This window comes from Spirosoma aureum, assembly GCF_011604685.1.
GTDB classification, from domain to species: domain Bacteria; phylum Bacteroidota; class Bacteroidia; order Cytophagales; family Spirosomataceae; genus Spirosoma; species Spirosoma aureum.
The window spans coordinates 6,781,601-6,798,120 of sequence record NZ_CP050063.1; the positions used below are offsets into that span (position 1 = coordinate 6,781,601).

The window sequence follows — 16,520 nt, forward strand, 5'->3', positions numbered from 1 at the left end:
GATCAATGCCTTCTTAATCTAATGGCTACATAGAAAAGGCTTAGTCACTATTTTTGCGCTCCTGACATAGTTCGATTAATACGCCATTGGTTCCTTTCGGATGTAAAAAACAGACAAGCTTATTGTCGGCTCCCGTTTTGGGTGTTTCGCTCAGCAACGTAAAGCCTTCGCCTTTTAGCCGATCCATTTCTGCATAGATATCATCTACTTCAAAGGCAATATGATGGATGCCTTCCCCTTTCTTTTCCAGAAATCCGGCAATCGGACTTGTCGGAGTTAAGGCTTCCAGTAGCTCAATTTTGGTTTGATTGATTCGGAAGAAAGACGTTGCGACTCCTTCCGTTTCCACTATTTCGGATTTATAGGGCTCTATGCCTAGAAGCTTTGTAAATAAATCATTGGACGCGGCAATGTCGCGGACAGCAATACCGATGTGTTCGACGTTGGTGAGCATATTTTTATCTGGACTGACGCCCAATTAGTTGGTAAGTTGAGCGACTACGCTGGGTAAACAGAACTTTTCCGATTGGCAGAAAGTTAATAGATCAGCATTAATTCGCGTCAAAATCGATTCTATTACGACTATGGTTACTGTTTCAGAAATCGCTAAAAATAAGATTGTTGAACTACGCCAGAAAGATGGCCTTGCCGACGAATACTCCATTCGGGTGGCTGTGCAGGGCGGAGGTTGTTCGGGTCTGATGTATGATCTACAATTTGATGCAACACAGCAGCCAACCGACCATGTCGTTGAAGATAAAGGCATTAAGATTCTGGTAGACCGTAAAAGTCTGTTGTATCTGGCCGGCACTGAGCTTGATTTTTCGGACGGTTTGAATGGCAAAGGATTTCAGTTTAAAAATCCGAACGCCAGTCGCACCTGCGGTTGTGGCGAAAGTTTTGCCGTATAACATTCCGATACTACTTTTGAAAAACACCGTCCGTATGATGACGGTGTTTTTTTATGACCCCACTTTTTCCTTACCATGTCACTTCAAGCCAAGCCCGTCAGTCATTCACGCACAACCCTGACTGAGTTAATGATTCCAGCTTATGCCAACTTTGGCGGTAAGATTCACGGTGGCACCTTGCTATCGCTGATGGATAAAGTTGCCTACGCCTGTTCAGCAAAGCATGCCGGACAGTATTGCGTAACGGTCTCTGTGGATGGCGTCAACTTTCGCCAGCCGGTTGAAGTTGGTGAGCTGGTTTCACTTATGGCATCGGTTAATTATGTTGGTCGGACTTCGCTGGTCGTTGGCATAAAAGTTATCGCTGAAAACGTAAAAGTCGGCACGGTAAAACATACGAATACCAGCTATTTTACGATGGTCGCCAAAGACGATCTCGACCGCCCAACGGAAGTACCCCCTCTCCTGCTCGAAACACCCGACGATGTTCGACGTTTTCTGGAAGCGATGAAGCGGAAAGAACTCCGTGCGGCTTACAGCGAACACTTCGATAATGCCCGCCTTCGGATGTTACATAACGAAAATATTGATCAGCTAACCGGCGAGCGTTGTCAGCTCACCGATGAGCTGAAAAAAAATCTGTAGAACCGGCAGGCGTTGACCCTACAATTCGGCACGAACAATTTTTGCTCCAGCCACCATGTTGGCTAATTTTTGTTTTGCTGCCCATCGGGCTGTCTGGCTAAGACCACAATCGGGCGCAACGGCCAGTTTTTCGGCAGGAACGTAGGGTAAACATTTCCGAATACGCTCAGCGACATCGTCTGGAGTTTCGATGTAATAACTTTTTACATCAATCACTCCGACGGCAACATCGAATTTCTCGGCAAATCGTTCTAACAGATTAACTTCGGCAAAATTCAGGATGGTCATCTCGGAGTGAAGCTCGTCTACGGTCATATCCAGAAAATCGGGGAGCATGGGGGCAATCGTTTTCTTACCAACCGACCGGCCTTTGTAATTTCCGAAACAGAGGTGCATGGAAAGCCGGGTTTTGCCAACCCCCGGCGCAACTGTCCGATTGAAAATATCGACAAACCGTTTTGTATCCTCACGGTAGGCATAGCAGGACATTGACGGTTCATCGACGCAGATCTCCGGAACGCCAAGGGCAACCAAATCGGCAATCTCCTTATTGACGAGTGGCAATAAGGCTTCAGTCACCTCCCAGCGATCTTTGTATAAACCTCCGGGTAGCAACCGTCCGCTGAGTGTATAAGGGCCGGGGATCGAAACTTTTAGACCCTGACCATCAGGAGCCAATCGTTTCAATCGCAGGTATTCATCTACTACGCCAAGGCCTTTAGGAGCCGTAAGTGGCTCAACAATGTTGTGTTTACCCCGCTGATCGTGAGCAGGAGGCCCAAATCGCCGTAGTTCGGTATCGTTATTCTGAATCCCATTGATGTATCCATAGAACGACAGATTAAAATCAAACCGGGTTTGTTCGCCATCGGTTATAACGTCTAAACCGGCCGCGACCTGATCGTGAACAGACGCTACTACGGCGTCTTCAATCATTTCGTTGATGTCGGCAGGGCCAAACTGAGCTAGATTCTGGCTCGAAAATTCGAGCCAGCCCGGAAACGGCATCGATCCGACAACCGTAGTTTTAACAGGAACTGACTGCATTTTTCAATGAATAATGTGTACTATAAACCTTGTTGTAAGTTCGCAACAATTTTTACATTTCACATTATTCATTTTATTTTCTGCTAGAATGGCTTTTTACCGATTACTTTTTTGAAGACCTCTTTCAGCAACACCGGTAAGGTAAAATTGTGACTAACGGCATAACGAAAGCTACCCGTATTGATGGTTTCGATTGGCTTTCCATTCTCGCTGTGCTGTACTACTTTTCCGGTAGCAATATTAATGACATGGCGCAGATTCAGATTATTGGCAAACATGTCTGAAAAACGGGGCGAGTAATACATGCACCCTTCAAAATAATAATGCGTAACCTGCGACCAGCGTGTCACATTACCCCCTTTAATTGGCATACCACCATGCACCAGATTTGACGACCAAATCAATACATCGCCTTTTTCCATATGAATTTCCTGACGCTGATATCCTTTAGCTTCCATGAATTCCTCCATAAAATCTTCGTAATGCGGATATTCAGCGTAGTTCTCTTCTGCTTCTATACCGATATCAAAATAATTGAACTCCTCCTGCCGCTGCGAACGTGGATAGTAAAATAAGGGGCCGTTATTGGCATTTGTTGCTTCTAACGCTACCCATACGCCACACATGAACCGGGCGGGTGTACTGCTAAAGTGAATGGTATCGGAGTGGGCCCGCTGTTGTGTGCCGAATTTAAAATTAAGCGTCTGAAATGGTATTGGTTCACGCTCATAAAGCAGCCGTAGTACGTCAAAAATCTGTGGTACGCTCGCGATCTCGCGTACAGTTGAATATTTTTTCCAAAGATCCTGATGACGGGAAGGCTGTTCGCCAACCTTGGCTGGATATTCGTTCTGGATCTGCTGTAGAGTTCGATCAATCAATTCGTGACTTACCTGTTGGCGCAACAACAAAAATCCTTCGCGATTATAATGCGTAACCATTTCATGTTGCTCGGGTGTCAGCTCTTTTTTTTGTAATAAATCGTTAAAAAAAGGAGATTCGACCCATGGCAAATTCATTTTCTCAGCTAAGGAGACGTTCTTCATGATTTTTTCTTTTTCAGGATTATTGAATAGCAAAATAATTTTCAAAAGAGGCCAAGTAAATCAAATGACAACATCAAATAAACCTGCTGCCTATCAATAAATTACAGAAGCGATTTTTTGTGTTAGTGCCTTTTACTTAAATGCGATTAAAGGTATAAATTCTCCAATTAATTATGATGTACCAGCCCAAAATATGATACTATATGGGGGTAAAAAATGACGTGTTTTTTGTTAACGGTAGACCCTATACTCCCACCAAAGCATATCCTCTACTCGGTCGAACAATCTGAATTTATTTTTTTCCAGCACTTTCTGGGAGGCTACATTTTCAGCTTCAGTATCCGCTATTACTCGACCAACGCCCGGTTGTTTTGTTGCCCATGTCAATAAACCACCAACCATTTCACTCATATAGCCATTCCGACGGAAGGCAGGGTAGGTACCATAACCGATCTCAATAGTCTCATTTTCATCGGGTTCCCCTTTAAATTTTGCCTCCGCAACAAACTGTTGTTTCTGGCGATCGATAGCCAGCCACATAGTATGGTAAAGTGGATCATTGGCCGGATCCTGCACGCGTGGAATGGCAAAGTAAGTGATGATGCTCAACACGGGCTCAACCACTTCCCGATGTCCCTTTTTTAGACCAAATTCATTCTCTAACTGGTAACGGCCGGCGATATGAAGGCGAAGTTGATCGAGCGTCAGGGGAACGATTGTAAGGCGCTGGGTTTCAATCATTGGTTTGCTATTGATTCGGTTCGCTAACGTAACTCGGAATGCCTACATTTTCGTACAGCTTTGCCAATCGATGGGCATGTTCATCGTAAGCCGACTCAAATAGTTCGACAGCGCGCTCAGCTCCCACCACAACGCCCGCGCTGAGAACTTTGGGCGGTCGTCCGGCTTCGGTTAGCAGTTTCGCAATTTCGGCTTTGATACTATTGACGAGCACAGCTCCTCCTACTGTGCTTCCGGGTGCCACGGGCGTATCCAATCCGGGTATGGCCAACATGGCATCGCCAATGGGTGCACCTGTGTCCAGAATCAAGTCAGCAAAATCGCTGAGCTTCCTGCCATCTGCCCGTTTGCTCGTGCTTTTTTCAGAATGCTCTTTCGTAATCAGCGCCACCACTTTTACGCCCTGTCGTTGAAAAAGTTCTGCCATTTCAATTGGCACAACATTACAACCAGATGACGAAATAATCAGCGCAGCATCCTGATCCGTTAGCGTATAATTTCGCAGAATACGGTCAGCCAGTCCCGGTACATTTTCCAGAAACATAGCCTGCCTCTGCCCATTTGCCCCGACCACAAGATTATGAAAGGTCAGGGAGAGTTCGACGATTGGATTAAAGCCGGGAAAAGAGCCATAACGGGGCCACATTTCTTCGACCATAATCCGGCTGTGGCCCGACCCAAACACATGAACCATCCGTCCGGCCAGAATCGTGTCGGCAAACCACCTAGCGGCCTGCTGGATCTGAGGAGTCTGACTTTCGATTGTATCCAGAATTTGGCGACACCTGGCAATATACTGGTGTGTCATTTCTATACTACCGGGTTTCCCGTTGAGATTCATCGGATTAAGCCTATTTAGTTCGGTCAATTGTGTAGTTACAACATCAAAGGAATCCTGGCTCTGATTGGATAGCGAAACTTGCGGCTCCAATAGCCCCCGCCATATCGCCAAACTGAGCAATTTTAATCGGTGTGGTTTGACCGCCCGGCCGCCATTCGTATAGATTCATAAATTCGGCCAGCGGCAACAGTAAATCATCTTCAGCCTGCGTAATGCCCCCGCCCAGAACGACCAGATCAGGCGAGAAGCAGTTAATGAGCGAGCTGACACCGACCGCGAGCTTCCGGACCGATGATAGCCAGACCCACTGCGCGAAATAATCGCCCTGTTTATAGGCTTCCAGTAATTGATAGGTCGAAGTGAATCGGCCTAGTGATCGTTTTTCGACGGTTGCATTTCCAATCGCATCTTCCAGACTGCCCGGCATTCCGGTAATGTCCCGATCCCGTTCACTATCGACCGCGATATGACCAAGACTTCCTGCTTTCTGAAAATTCCCCTGATACAATCGGCCGTCAATCAGAACTCCTCCCCCAACGCCCGTTCCTAACGTCAGCATGACCACATTACGTTGCTTTCTGGCGACACCAAAGCGGTTTTCGGCCAGTAGAGCAGCGTGAGCATCATTCACAATATGGACAGAATCATTCAGAAAATGGCCCCAATGAAACCCTTCCAGGCCGCTCAACCGTCCGGGCATGAACGCGATGTATTGATTGGTTTCGTTTGGTAATCCGGGAGCAGACAGGCCCGTAGCTTTGACTGGTCCTGATGAAAGCGCCTTTAAGTCGGCAACGGTTTCGGCAACCGCCAGCTTCCAGTCTTTCTCGCCGTTGGTAGGATGGTAGAGCTGCTTGACGATTTCACCCGTTTCTATATCCATCAGCACGCCTTTAATCCAGGTCCCACCGAGGTCAATGCCGATTGCGTTCATTTATCCGAACTCTATTTTTTATAGAAACCTGTTTTTAGTGGTCATTCGTACCCCGGTTTCCCCGGTCATCACCAAAAAGCAAGTGGGTACACAATTACCATTTAAAGCTGCCCATCACTCACACTCCAGCCCCCATCTATAGTCAGAACCTGCCCTGTGGCAAAGGCCGAATAGTCGGACATGAAATAAACAGCCCCCCCATCCAGATCATGAGGAAGTCCGATCCGGCCACCATCGAGCGGCTGTTTGGTTCGGGTAAAGGCCATGATCGTTTCATCTTTGGTTGCTCGCTGTGCCATTGGCGTCTCGACCAGGGCTGGGGCAATCACATTGACGCGAATGTTGTCGTTGGCATAGTATGCAGCCACCGATTTGGTAAAGCCAATTACACCCGATTTCATTGCGGCATAGGCATGCGTAGCGAAGTAAGCTGGTGATGGTCGCGACCCCAGCACAGACCCCATGTTCAGGATAGAGCCCCCTTCTCCCTGTGCTCTGAATGCACGAACAGCGGCCTGATTCGACAGCATCAGGGATGTCAGGTTAAGATTGACCGTATAATGCCAGCCGTCCAGGGTAAGTTCATGAAGAGGCCCGTCACCGAAACGGCGACCACTACCACCTGCCACATGATATAGTCCATCGAACCCACCGAAAATCTGCTGACAAAGCGCAATGGCTTTGGGTGCCGTTTGTGGGTCTGAAGCATCGCCAGACATGGCCAATCCATTACCATCGAGTTGCTGTTCCGCTATTGTACAGCTTTCGGGGTTTCGTCCTACCACGACAACCTGTGCACCCTCCCGTACGAACGCCAGTGCAGCTGACAGGCCCATGCCGGTCGTGCCTCCGATAACAACGATTTTTTTCGACTCTAGCCACATTCCGTTTCCCAATAAAATTCTGTATCATCCAGAGCAAGTATTTTTTGCAAATGGATATATTAGTCGTCCAATATATAGCCTAATTTCTATTTCTCAGTCGATAGATCCTATATAATTTGCTTCTATGAAAAACGTATACCGGTTTCTTGCCCTTTCAGAAATCTATTGGTTTAAGGATTTAGCCTTACCCATTTTTGTAACTATGATTGGGTTTACCATGGTAGGCCTTACGCTTCGGGCCGTGCCACGGTTCCTGATAACAGTGACACGGCCCGAAGCGTAAGGCCTGCTTGGTTGCTAGTAAACGAATGAGAGAAATCCCAGACGGCAAGGCAACTCAATAATCTCACAGGATATTTTCCGGCAGTATTCGAGATACTTCCTTTACGTAATTGATACTTACTGTGTCGTTAATCCATCATACTGAGCCAGCAAATTAACGACCTGATTAACTGTCAGTTGACCCTTGGGTATGTGTTCTTCCAGATTCTTTGCGTTATCGCCCAATGTACGAAGCAGCGACTTTTTGGTCAGAGAGACCTTCTGAAGAGGTTTGTATTTCTGCTGAATAAAATATTCGTCGATCATCTCGTAATAACCGACATAGCTATCCTGTTTGGCAATATTATAGCCATTATTCGTATCAGCCGACTGTTTTAATGTACATTTTGTATGTCGGAGCAATTTCACTTTTCCTTCATACAGATGCATAAAATAGATCCGTTGCCTTATTCCTAAAACATTATACGGTTGACTGCTGAACTTCGCGCCATTGATTGTAAAAGCCACCGGGTGTCCTGTTATGATTCGCGTTGTGTCGGACGGAAGCCGGTATGAAACCTCGTCTCTACTCACATTAAAGGCAATCTCACAGGGCTGTCCTTTGCTATTTCCGTCGATATCAACAGATCCAAATTGCCAGATAGGGAAATTCAGAAACTCGCTGCCCAGATATAGCTTTTGAACAACCGTTGTACCGCGTGACTCCGTTACAGTACATGTGGTCACTAGCTGCCCCTGCGAATTCTGGGACACGATACACTGACCCTTCACATCTTCTATCGCCATCGCCAGGCCAACACCCAGAAATAGCTCTGCATACAGCGGTTTCATGCAATCAACAGGTTTAGGTCTATGAACTATCGTCGATGATCATTACTGAACTATTTTTTTCACTTCACCAGATCACGTTCGCTGATCTTACCAGTCTGCTTGTCTTTCAGAATGACTTTATGGCGACCGTCGTGAGTTACTTCTTCTTTAATAAGATAGTGCTGCTCGTCGTAATCGACCAGTGTTGTCTGCGGTTTTAGCCCTTCCTGTCCACGCCAGACCGGCAGAATGACTTTTTCCCACTGCTTTGTTTCAGCTGATTTATAGGCAGCATCCAGCACCGCGTTTACCACGTAACCATCATAGAAGGTTTCGGCGGGTTCTCGACCTTCCTCCCGTGATTTAAACATGTCGGTAAACATGTGATTATAGCCTAAATCATTAACTTCATCACCAACAGGAAACAGCCAGCCCGTGGTCGATTCGGCCTTTTCGGCCACATAATCAGCCCCTTTACCGGTCGTAAACATTTCGAAACCCGTTCGCAGAAAGTTGTTAATCCAGATCGTTCCTTCGGTACCCATTACCTCATCGCGAAGATCCATGCCCCCCCGGAACGTCCAGCTTACTTCAAACTGACCAATGGCGCCATTCTCGTATTTTACCAGCGCAATCGCATGGTCTTCAGCATCGATGGGTTTTACCTGTGTGGCAGCCCAGCACATTACTTCGACCGGTTTTACATCTTTACCGATGAAATTCCGGGCAATTTCAACGCAGTGGCAACCCAGATCAAGCATACAACCGCCCCCCGCCTGTTCCTTATCCCAGAACCAGTCGGAATGTGGCCCAGGATGGGTCTCGCGCGATTTTGCCCAGAGAATCCGGCCCAGTGCGCCATTTTTCACACTGTCTATTGCTTTCAGAAATTTAGGGGTGTAACACAAATCTTCGAGATAGCCCGCGAAAATGCCAGCTTCTTCGGCCGTCTGCATCATGCGTAAGGCTTCTTCAGCATTCCGGCCAAGCGGCTTTGTGCATACCACCGATTTCCTGTGTTTCGCACACAGGTTTACAGCCGTTTCGTGAATGTTGTTAGGAAGGGCAATACAAACCATATCGACGTCAGGATGGGCAATTACCTCTTCCATATTGGTCGAAGCGAAGTCGCACCCATAGTCATCTGCAAATTTTTTAGCCGTTTCCTCCCGACGGGCATAAATGGCGACAACTCTGTCGCGGCTGCGTTGTCCGTGGATGGATTCGGCATAGAAGCGGCCAATGAAGCCACCACCGAGCATGGCAATACGTTGCATAAGTAGGGTTGAGATAAAGGGTTAATCCGTACTTTCGCAGAAAGGTAAGATTTCCCGCCGATTACTTCCATTCATGGCTGATTTTTTCGATATCAATACGATTTTCTTTACGCTGTGGGGCTATTCAATGAGCTATCTTGAGTTCTTCGGAGCGGTAAGTGGTGCTGTAGCCGTCTGGTTATCAGCGCGAGCCAACATCTGGAGTTGGCCGATCGGGGCGGCTAGCGTTTTCCTGTTTTTCTTCCTGTTTTATCAGGTTCAATTGTATCCCGATATGTTTTTGCAGGTGTTTTTCTTCATCACCAACCTACAGGGCTGGTGGCGATGGACCCACCCGAAACAAAATGAAGCGGATACGAAACAAGAGCTTCGTATTAGTCGAATGCCTGCCCAACAATTCCTCATATGGACACTGGCGGGTGTAGTAGCGACCGCGCTGCTTGGCACTTTTGCCAGCAACCTGCACGAATGGTTTCCCGTCCTATTCAGCAAGCCCAGTGCATTCCCATACCTCGATTCGTTCACAACCGTCATGAGCATTGTCGCTACGTTTTTAATGATTGAAAAACGCGTAGAATGCTGGTATGTCTGGTTGGGCGTAGATGCCATTCTGACGTATATGTATTTTGTAAAAGGCGTAAAGTTTGTTGGCGTAGAGTATTTTGCCTTCTGCTTTATTGCTGCCATTGGAGCCTGGCACTGGACGCGGGAATACCGTAGCTACAGGACTTTCGCATCTATGTGATTAGCTTTGACCTGGCGCTGGCCGATGCTTATAATTTACCCTCTTTAGGGGTTCTAAAAAAATTGGATTTTAATGAAAAATAGGGTTTGTGCTACAAATTGAATAAAACCAACAAACCAGATTAGCATGATTACAGGGCTAATCTTCGGCAAATTTATGCCCGTACATAATGGGCACCTGGCCCTTATTGAGTTTGCCCGTCGTCAATGTGATCGGCTCATTGTATCGATGAGTATCACTCCGGGTGACCCAATTTCGCCTATACTACGGTTCCGCTGGCTAACCGAATTACTAGCGCCCTACCCTACCATTGAGGTGGTGGCTGAGCCCGACGATTTTCATGATCCAGACTTACCACTCTGGGAAGCCACAAAATTATGGGCGGCTTTCATTAAACGTCGTTTCCCGGCTGTGAGTGTATTTTTTTCATCCGAAGCATACGCAATCCCCTTAGCCTATCATTCTGGCTTACAGCATGTTTCATTTGATCCGCCCCGACAGCAGGTTCCGGTATCGGCTACCCTGATTCGACAGCACCCGTTTCAGTATTGGGATTATATACCGGCTGTTGTCCGACCCTATTTCGTCAAAAAAGTTTGCCTATACGGCCCCGAGAGTGTTGGCAAAACAACGCTGGCCAAACAGTTGGCGATTGACTACCAAACCATTTTTGTACCCGAAATGGCTCGCAGCCTTATTACCTCCAACGAGTTCACAATCAATGATTTTATCCGTATTGGTCAGGCTCAGACGCAGGCGGTGCAAACTGCCGAACGTCAGGCCAATCGACTTCTTTTTTGCGATACTGACATCATAACAACCCAGATTTATTCGAATTTATACCTGCAGGAAGTACCCCCTGTTTTGCGGGAACTGGAACTGCAGATCCATTATGACATCTATTTTTTACTCGATATCGATGTGCCCTGGGTTGCCGACGATTTACGCGATCAGGGCAATCGTCGTCCCGAAATGCTGGCTCGCTTTCGTGATGAACTCGACCAGAGAGGGCTGAATTACATAGTGATTAACGGTTCTTATCCTGACCGGCTTAAGGCGATCAAAAGGGCCATCGAAAAATTACTTAATGGTTCCCGGCCAACAAATTAAAAATAGTACATTTTTTAGATTCAACTATAAAACTTAACACAATGAACATAATTATTTAAAGAATATTGGCACTTAAAGAATTGATAACTATGATATTACTTTTTTTTCAATATAATTTTGCATTGCAAACCAAATAATTGAACTACTATGGCGGTTGCCAAACAATTCCTCAAAAGCAAGCCTATTGCAAAAGTTACGTTTGAGTTGCCGGCTGAAGCTGTCAACGGTGCAAAAACGGTCGCCCTGGCCGGTGAATTCAATAGCTGGGATAGTTCTGCCCAGGTTCTGAAAAAGCAAAAGGATGGTTCGTACAAAACGACGGTTGAACTACCGATTGGTAGCGAATATCAGTACCGCTATGTTCTGGACGGTACAATTTGGACAAATGACTGGGCCGCTGACAAATACGTAGCCAGTGGCGTTGCGGGTGAAGAAAATTCGGTTGTCGTTCTGTAAGCCAGATCAACCATTCGTCTACCTATGAAGGGACATTACTAAAATAGCCCCGACAGTGTTTTCTGTCGGGGCTAACTGTTTTTAAGGTTAGTAGCTTACCTACACTGTAAAGCTATCGGATTCAACATAGGCTTTGATCAGCGCAACCTCGCCATCTTTTCCTGGTTGCGAATTTCCGTGCTCCATCCCAAAAATAAACTCCTTGTTTTCGGCTTTCTGTTTCTGGTAGATGTGCTTGAATATATTTTTATAATTAATCTCTCCCGTTGTCGGCTCTTTGCGACCCGGATTATCGCCAATCTGAAAATACCCGATTTCACTCCAGCACCAATTAATATGCGGAATAATGTGCCCTTCGTTTTTCTGCATGTGATAAATATCAAACAGAATCTTGCAGGAAGGACTATTCACAGCCCGGCAGATTTCGTAGGTCTGGTCAGACGTCCGTAAAAACAGATTTGGCGTATCGCTGAGAGGCTCCAGCACCATGGTCAGTCCAGCCGGAGCCAGAATATCGGCCCCTCGGCGCAGGGCATCAATAACGTGACCCGTTTGAATACCGATTGGCAAATTCCGTTCAAAATCTCCGGGAACAACCGTTGTGAATTTGGCATTGACGCGTTTAGCGGTTTCGACTGCCTTCCGACATCCGTTCAGAAAAATCTCAACGAATTCTGGCTTTCCCGTTGCGAGGGAATTCTGTGAATTTCCTCCCTTGTCTAGAACGAACACCCCCATTGTTATACCCAACCGGGCCATTTCTTCCCCAATTTTGGTTTGTAGAGCCGGGTCGCGACCCATCATTCCGTTATCTTCCAGAGCCGTAAAGCCCATATCGGCCATGAATTTTAACTGGTCGATGGGATCTTTACCCGCGCTGTTTTCAAACATACCAAAGTGGGGGGCATATTTGAGTTTAAAATTGTTCTTAGCCAGAAAATTAGGCTGCGAATGCCAGTTTGTGGTGAATGATTCACCCGAAACAGCGGCTCCAGCAAACCCAACTGTCGATTTTACAAAATTGCGTCGTTGCATAGTGGTTAATTTCTGAACCCGGATTACACGGATTAATTGATTACCTTGATTTTGAGCTATGTGCCACTTTATTGAAGTGGCTAACAAAATCCTGTTAATCCGTTAATCAGCATAATCCGGGTTCGGATTATTTTTTCTTCAAACTCATTAAATATGCGACCAGATCAACCAGATCCTGCGTACTCATGGCTTCCTGTAGGCCCGATGGCATCATGGAACTGTCCATTTTTTTCATCGAGACAACATCAGCCATTTTGTAGTTTTGTACGGCACCACCTGGAAATTTCATTTGCAAATCAGTCTCAGTTTTACTGGAGACAATCCCCGACATGGTACTGCCATCTTTAAACTTCACCTCCCAGCCTTCGAATCCGAAGCTGATACCGGCATCTGGATGCAAAATAGCCAGATATTGGCCTTCCTTTGGCAATTTAGAACCTATTTCGGAGAGTTTCGGACCAAAATCCATCCCCTCTCCATTGACCTGATGGCAGATGGCGCAGTTGTTTTTGAATACGCTTACACCCTTTGTAGCCTCACCATTCATGGCCATCAATTCATTCAGACCGGGTAGCTTTTTCCCTTCGGCTCCCTGCACACCGTCTAAGAAGCTGGCGGCCTGTTGCCTGATGTTTTTACGCCAGTCATTGCTGACTCCCTGAACGGCAGCTTTTTTATAATCGCCTTTGATATCGCCTGATTTCAACAGAGCAATCACCTGGTCGGCCCCATCCATACTGCCACCCAATGCCCGTGTAGCCGTCATCCGTAGTGCCGGTGAACGCTTCTCATCAAGAACAACGGTTTTCAGAATATCGAGTGATTCTTTGTTACCAACCCGCAGCAAGGCCGTTACCATTTGCGACGCTTCATCGGCATTTGACCCATTGATAACGGCCAAGATCAATGAGCTACCATTTTGTTTGATCAATTGCCGGGCTGCATCCCGACCCATGGCATCGTTATACTTGGCCAGTGCCAGCTGGCTCAGCTTAGCATTCTCTGATGCAGGTTCATAACGGGTTATCAGCTCGATGTATTCGGGTGTTCCATATACATCAGTAAGGAGTTTATTCAGCGCAGTTGTTGCTACGGCTGAATTTTTGACATAGGCCGGATCGAGGTGGCGTAATACTAGTTTCGTCACATCTGTCGATGCGCTATTCGCCTGCAAAATACCCAGTAGGGCGGCTGATTTTTCGGTAGCACCGGGATTAAAATCGAACGCCCGGAAGTAACGCAACCGCTGGCTCAGCTCTGTTCCCTGATCACCAGCCAGTTTCGCCAGCAGCGGTACAGACTCCTTGGTGCGGGCACGCCATACGATATCACGGCCACTCGCATTGGCTAATGGATCACCGCTTTGTTGCTTCAACCAGGCCGTGTAGTAACTGTCCCAGCTACCATCAGCCCCAATACCAAGCGCTTCCAGATACCAGCGGTCTTTGCCGTCGTATTTACTAGCCAGTTGCGCCCACAGAGCCGGTGCTTCAGGTGAAGACGGCCCGGCGTTCTGGTTCCGGCGAAGCGCAATAATAGCCTCCCGGCGAACCTGCGTATCGGGATCGTTGACCAATTGCTTCACATAGGGAATAATATCTATTTTGAGTTCACGGGCGGCCCGTAGCGCCGTAATGCGCAAATCCGGATTATCGCTTTTGAGAGCAGTTTCGATGTATTTTTGCCCTTTATCCAATTTGCTCAGCAGCCAGAGCGCACGAGCCTGCATCCGGGGATTAGTCGACGTTTTATAGAGATTTGCCAAGGGTTTTTCGGCCTTGGTGCCTAACTCACGTAGTTTTTGCCATCCAGCATACCGTATCGACATGTTCGGACTTTGGAGTGCTTCGATAGCCCCTTCGGTGGTCGAAACATCTACTTTCGGCATGGTGTAGGGCGAGTTTGGCGGAGCTACGCGATAAACACGGCCCCGGTTCTGATCGCCAGCCTGGTGGCCACCTACACCGGGATCATACCAATCCGCAATAATAAGCGACCCATCGGGAGCTACGCAAATATCGGCCGGCCGAAACCACTGATCGCGGGCGCCTTCCAGCACGTTTACAATCTCGGCTTTATAACCCGCTCCATCTTTCTGTACGGGATAGGAACGCACAACATTCGGCCCGGCATCGCAGTGAATCACCTGATTCCGAAACACTTCGGACAAAAGTTTACCTTCATAAACAATAATACCCGTTGGTGAGCCAGCACCGGTCTGGAGCAGGTTTGGCACAACACCCGGATCGTTGAGGTGCCAGTGTCGCCGTGGGATTTCGGGTTCGAGATTGTCACGGTTTGCCTGCCAGCCCGCACCCGTCATTTCGTCGGTATAGCCGTAGTTTCCGTACTCCATTACGTAGTTGATGCGAACGCCCTTGTTGCCATCATCATCGTTGTCTGACTGCCAGAGCGTACCGTATGAGTCAACCGCCACTTCGTAATTATTGCGAAAATTCTGGCCTAACAATTCAACATTTTTCCCATCAGGATCACAGCGGAATACCATGCCCTGCTTAAAATTCTGTTTATCGATGGTTTTGCCGGTTGCGATGTCAACAACTGGTTTTCCATCTTTATCAAGGAGCTGCTCACCGGCATTGCCGAAGTTGAAATACCACTTACCATCAGGACCAAACACAAACGTGTGCATGCCGTGGTCGTGCTGCTCACCACCGATTCCTGTAAAGAGTAGTTCTTTTTTATCGGCCTTATCATCGCCGTTTTCGTCTGTCAATACCCATACGTTGGGGCTGTCGGCAACTATTACCCGGTTGCCCTGTACCCAGATACCCAGTGGTGATTCGATGCTTGGGTCCTGATAAAACACTTTCGTAATATCGGCTTTACCATCGCCATTCTGATCTTCCAGAATGATGATCCGGTCGCCTTCTTTACGGGTTGGGTTACCGTTGATAGCAGGCCGGTAGTTATAGGCTTCACACACCCATACGCGACCTCTGGCATCGACATCAATATCCGTTGGATTGCTCAGCATCGGTTCGGCAGCAAAAAGAGTAGCTTCCAGACCCGGCGCAACATTCAGACTACCAACAGCATATTTAGGATCGTGTTTATCGTCGTCACTGAGTTGGGCAAACAGCTTTGAGAGGTAAGTTCCCGAAGCGGCATTGAGATTTCGGTTCTGGTATGCCCCAACAAAAGCAGCACCTATTACTAAACCAGCAGTGGAGAGGGCTATCGCCCGGCGGGACAGCAGGGATCGCTTAGCCGATCGAAAAGGATTCATAATTAAACAGGCAAGAGGGTTGGATTATACGACGTAAAAGTAGTGATACTCCATTGGTATATAAACGCCCGAAGCAGGTGTTTATACCCATTGCCCATTAAATTTTGTCATCATTTTCTCCTGCTTTAGTAGCAAAGTATTTCTATTTCCCGTACCATTACAACACTATACTTAAAACCGTTAACTTTTTTCCTATGGGCTTTTTATATTCTATTCTTATTGGCGGAATCGCCGGTTATCTGGCCAGTGTTGTTATGGGCAGCCATCATTCAGCCCTGGTTAACATTATCCTCGGTATTGTTGGCGGATTTATAGGCGGTTTTATCGCCCGTCGCCTTGGCAATGACCCCGACAACGATGGCTTAGTCATGAACCTGCTGATTGCAGTAGGCGGGGCAATTGTACTCATTTTTTTAGGAAGGCTATTCTAAATCGCAATTCCTGTTGAGACGAATCTTTTATTAACCGGAGCACAGGATTTGGTGAACGTGCCAAATCACTCAAAA

18 protein-coding genes are annotated in these 16,520 nt (G+C 47.2%); 7 read left to right on the plus strand and 11 right to left on the minus strand.

Going from position 1 to position 16,520, the window contains the following annotated elements; all coding sequences use genetic code 11:
* Positions 1-40: 40 nt before the first annotated feature.
* Positions 41-454, minus strand: a complete 414-nt coding sequence (gene mce, locus G8759_RS26930) for a methylmalonyl-CoA epimerase (protein WP_167215399.1) — start codon at positions 452-454, stop codon at positions 41-43.
* Between the two features lie 130 nt (positions 455-584).
* Between mce and G8759_RS26935 the strand changes: the two genes are divergently transcribed.
* Together G8759_RS26935 and G8759_RS26940 are read left to right on the plus strand one after the other, a co-directional pair.
* Positions 585-911, plus strand: coding sequence for a HesB/IscA family protein (locus G8759_RS26935; RefSeq protein WP_167215402.1), 327 nt, complete (start codon positions 585-587; stop codon positions 909-911).
* Positions 912-986: 75 nt separating this feature from the next.
* Complete coding sequence (locus G8759_RS26940) at positions 987-1,556, plus strand: acyl-CoA thioesterase (RefSeq protein WP_167215405.1); 570 nt, start codon at positions 987-989, stop codon at positions 1,554-1,556.
* Positions 1,557-1,574: 18 nt separating this feature from the next.
* Here the strand turns inward: G8759_RS26940 and G8759_RS26945 are convergent, their stop codons facing one another.
* The 6 genes from G8759_RS26945 to G8759_RS26970 all read right to left on the minus strand — a co-directional run bounded on the left by G8759_RS26945 (position 1,575) and on the right by G8759_RS26970 (position 7,049).
* A complete protein-coding gene (locus G8759_RS26945; RefSeq protein ID WP_167215408.1) occupies positions 1,575-2,603 on the minus strand; it encodes a methionine synthase in 1,029 nt (342 codons plus the stop codon).
* Positions 2,604-2,686: 83 nt separating this feature from the next.
* Positions 2,687-3,649 (minus strand): phytanoyl-CoA dioxygenase family protein, encoded by a 963-nt coding sequence (locus G8759_RS26950; protein ID WP_167215411.1) that lies wholly within the window; start codon positions 3,647-3,649, stop codon positions 2,687-2,689.
* A 231-nt stretch (positions 3,650-3,880) separates the two neighbouring features.
* On the minus strand, positions 3,881-4,390 hold the full coding sequence (locus G8759_RS26955; RefSeq protein WP_167215414.1) for a GNAT family N-acetyltransferase: 510 nt from the start codon (positions 4,388-4,390) through the stop codon (positions 3,881-3,883).
* 7 nt (positions 4,391-4,397) lie between these two features.
* Positions 4,398-5,231: a sugar isomerase domain-containing protein gene (locus tag G8759_RS26960; protein ID WP_232073960.1), complete on the minus strand. Its 834-nt coding sequence runs from the start codon at positions 5,229-5,231 to the stop codon at positions 4,398-4,400.
* A 43-nt stretch (positions 5,232-5,274) separates the two neighbouring features.
* Positions 5,275-6,165 (minus strand): ROK family protein, encoded by an 891-nt coding sequence (locus G8759_RS26965; RefSeq protein WP_167215417.1) that lies wholly within the window; start codon positions 6,163-6,165, stop codon positions 5,275-5,277.
* A gap of 101 nt (positions 6,166-6,266) precedes the next feature.
* Entirely contained in the window at positions 6,267-7,049 is a 783-nt protein-coding gene (locus G8759_RS26970; protein ID WP_167215420.1) for an SDR family NAD(P)-dependent oxidoreductase, read from the minus strand.
* 124 nt (positions 7,050-7,173) lie between these two features.
* Here G8759_RS26970 and G8759_RS26975 point away from each other — a divergent pair, with 124 nt between their 5' ends.
* Positions 7,174-7,332 carry a hypothetical protein gene (locus G8759_RS26975; RefSeq protein WP_167215423.1) on the plus strand — a complete coding sequence of 53 codons (159 nt, stop codon included), beginning with the start codon at positions 7,174-7,176 and terminating at the stop codon, positions 7,330-7,332.
* A 116-nt stretch (positions 7,333-7,448) separates the two neighbouring features.
* Here the strand turns inward: G8759_RS26975 and G8759_RS26980 are convergent, their stop codons facing one another.
* Both G8759_RS26980 and G8759_RS26985 read right to left on the minus strand, forming a co-directional pair.
* Positions 7,449-8,162, minus strand: a complete 714-nt coding sequence (locus tag G8759_RS26980) for a hypothetical protein (protein ID WP_167215426.1) — start codon at positions 8,160-8,162, stop codon at positions 7,449-7,451.
* Between the two features lie 59 nt (positions 8,163-8,221).
* Complete coding sequence (locus G8759_RS26985) at positions 8,222-9,418, minus strand: Gfo/Idh/MocA family protein (protein WP_167215428.1); 1,197 nt, start codon at positions 9,416-9,418, stop codon at positions 8,222-8,224.
* Between the two features lie 73 nt (positions 9,419-9,491).
* On the opposite strand from G8759_RS26985, the gene pnuC reads away from it, so the two are divergent.
* From pnuC to G8759_RS27000, 3 genes are all read left to right on the plus strand, one after another.
* Complete coding sequence (pnuC, locus tag G8759_RS26990; RefSeq protein WP_167215431.1) at positions 9,492-10,163, plus strand: nicotinamide riboside transporter PnuC; 672 nt, start codon at positions 9,492-9,494, stop codon at positions 10,161-10,163.
* Positions 10,164-10,289: 126 nt separating this feature from the next.
* Positions 10,290-11,273, plus strand: a complete 984-nt coding sequence (locus tag G8759_RS26995; RefSeq protein ID WP_167215434.1) for an AAA family ATPase — start codon at positions 10,290-10,292, stop codon at positions 11,271-11,273.
* A 147-nt stretch (positions 11,274-11,420) separates the two neighbouring features.
* Positions 11,421-11,729 carry an isoamylase early set domain-containing protein gene (locus G8759_RS27000; RefSeq protein ID WP_162391024.1) on the plus strand — a complete coding sequence of 103 codons (309 nt, stop codon included), beginning with the start codon at positions 11,421-11,423 and terminating at the stop codon, positions 11,727-11,729.
* A 99-nt stretch (positions 11,730-11,828) separates the two neighbouring features.
* Here the strand turns inward: G8759_RS27000 and G8759_RS27005 are convergent, their stop codons facing one another.
* Together G8759_RS27005 and G8759_RS27010 are read right to left on the minus strand one after the other, a co-directional pair.
* Positions 11,829-12,764, minus strand: a complete 936-nt coding sequence (locus tag G8759_RS27005; protein WP_167215437.1) for a hydroxypyruvate isomerase family protein — start codon at positions 12,762-12,764, stop codon at positions 11,829-11,831.
* A gap of 127 nt (positions 12,765-12,891) precedes the next feature.
* A complete protein-coding gene (locus tag G8759_RS27010; RefSeq protein WP_167215440.1) occupies positions 12,892-16,014 on the minus strand; it encodes a PVC-type heme-binding CxxCH protein in 3,123 nt (1,040 codons plus the stop codon).
* 194 nt (positions 16,015-16,208) lie between these two features.
* Between G8759_RS27010 and G8759_RS27015 the strand changes: the two genes are divergently transcribed.
* Entirely contained in the window at positions 16,209-16,445 is a 237-nt protein-coding gene (locus G8759_RS27015) for a GlsB/YeaQ/YmgE family stress response membrane protein (RefSeq protein WP_162391027.1), read from the plus strand.
* The last annotated feature ends 75 nt before the right edge of the window (positions 16,446-16,520 follow it).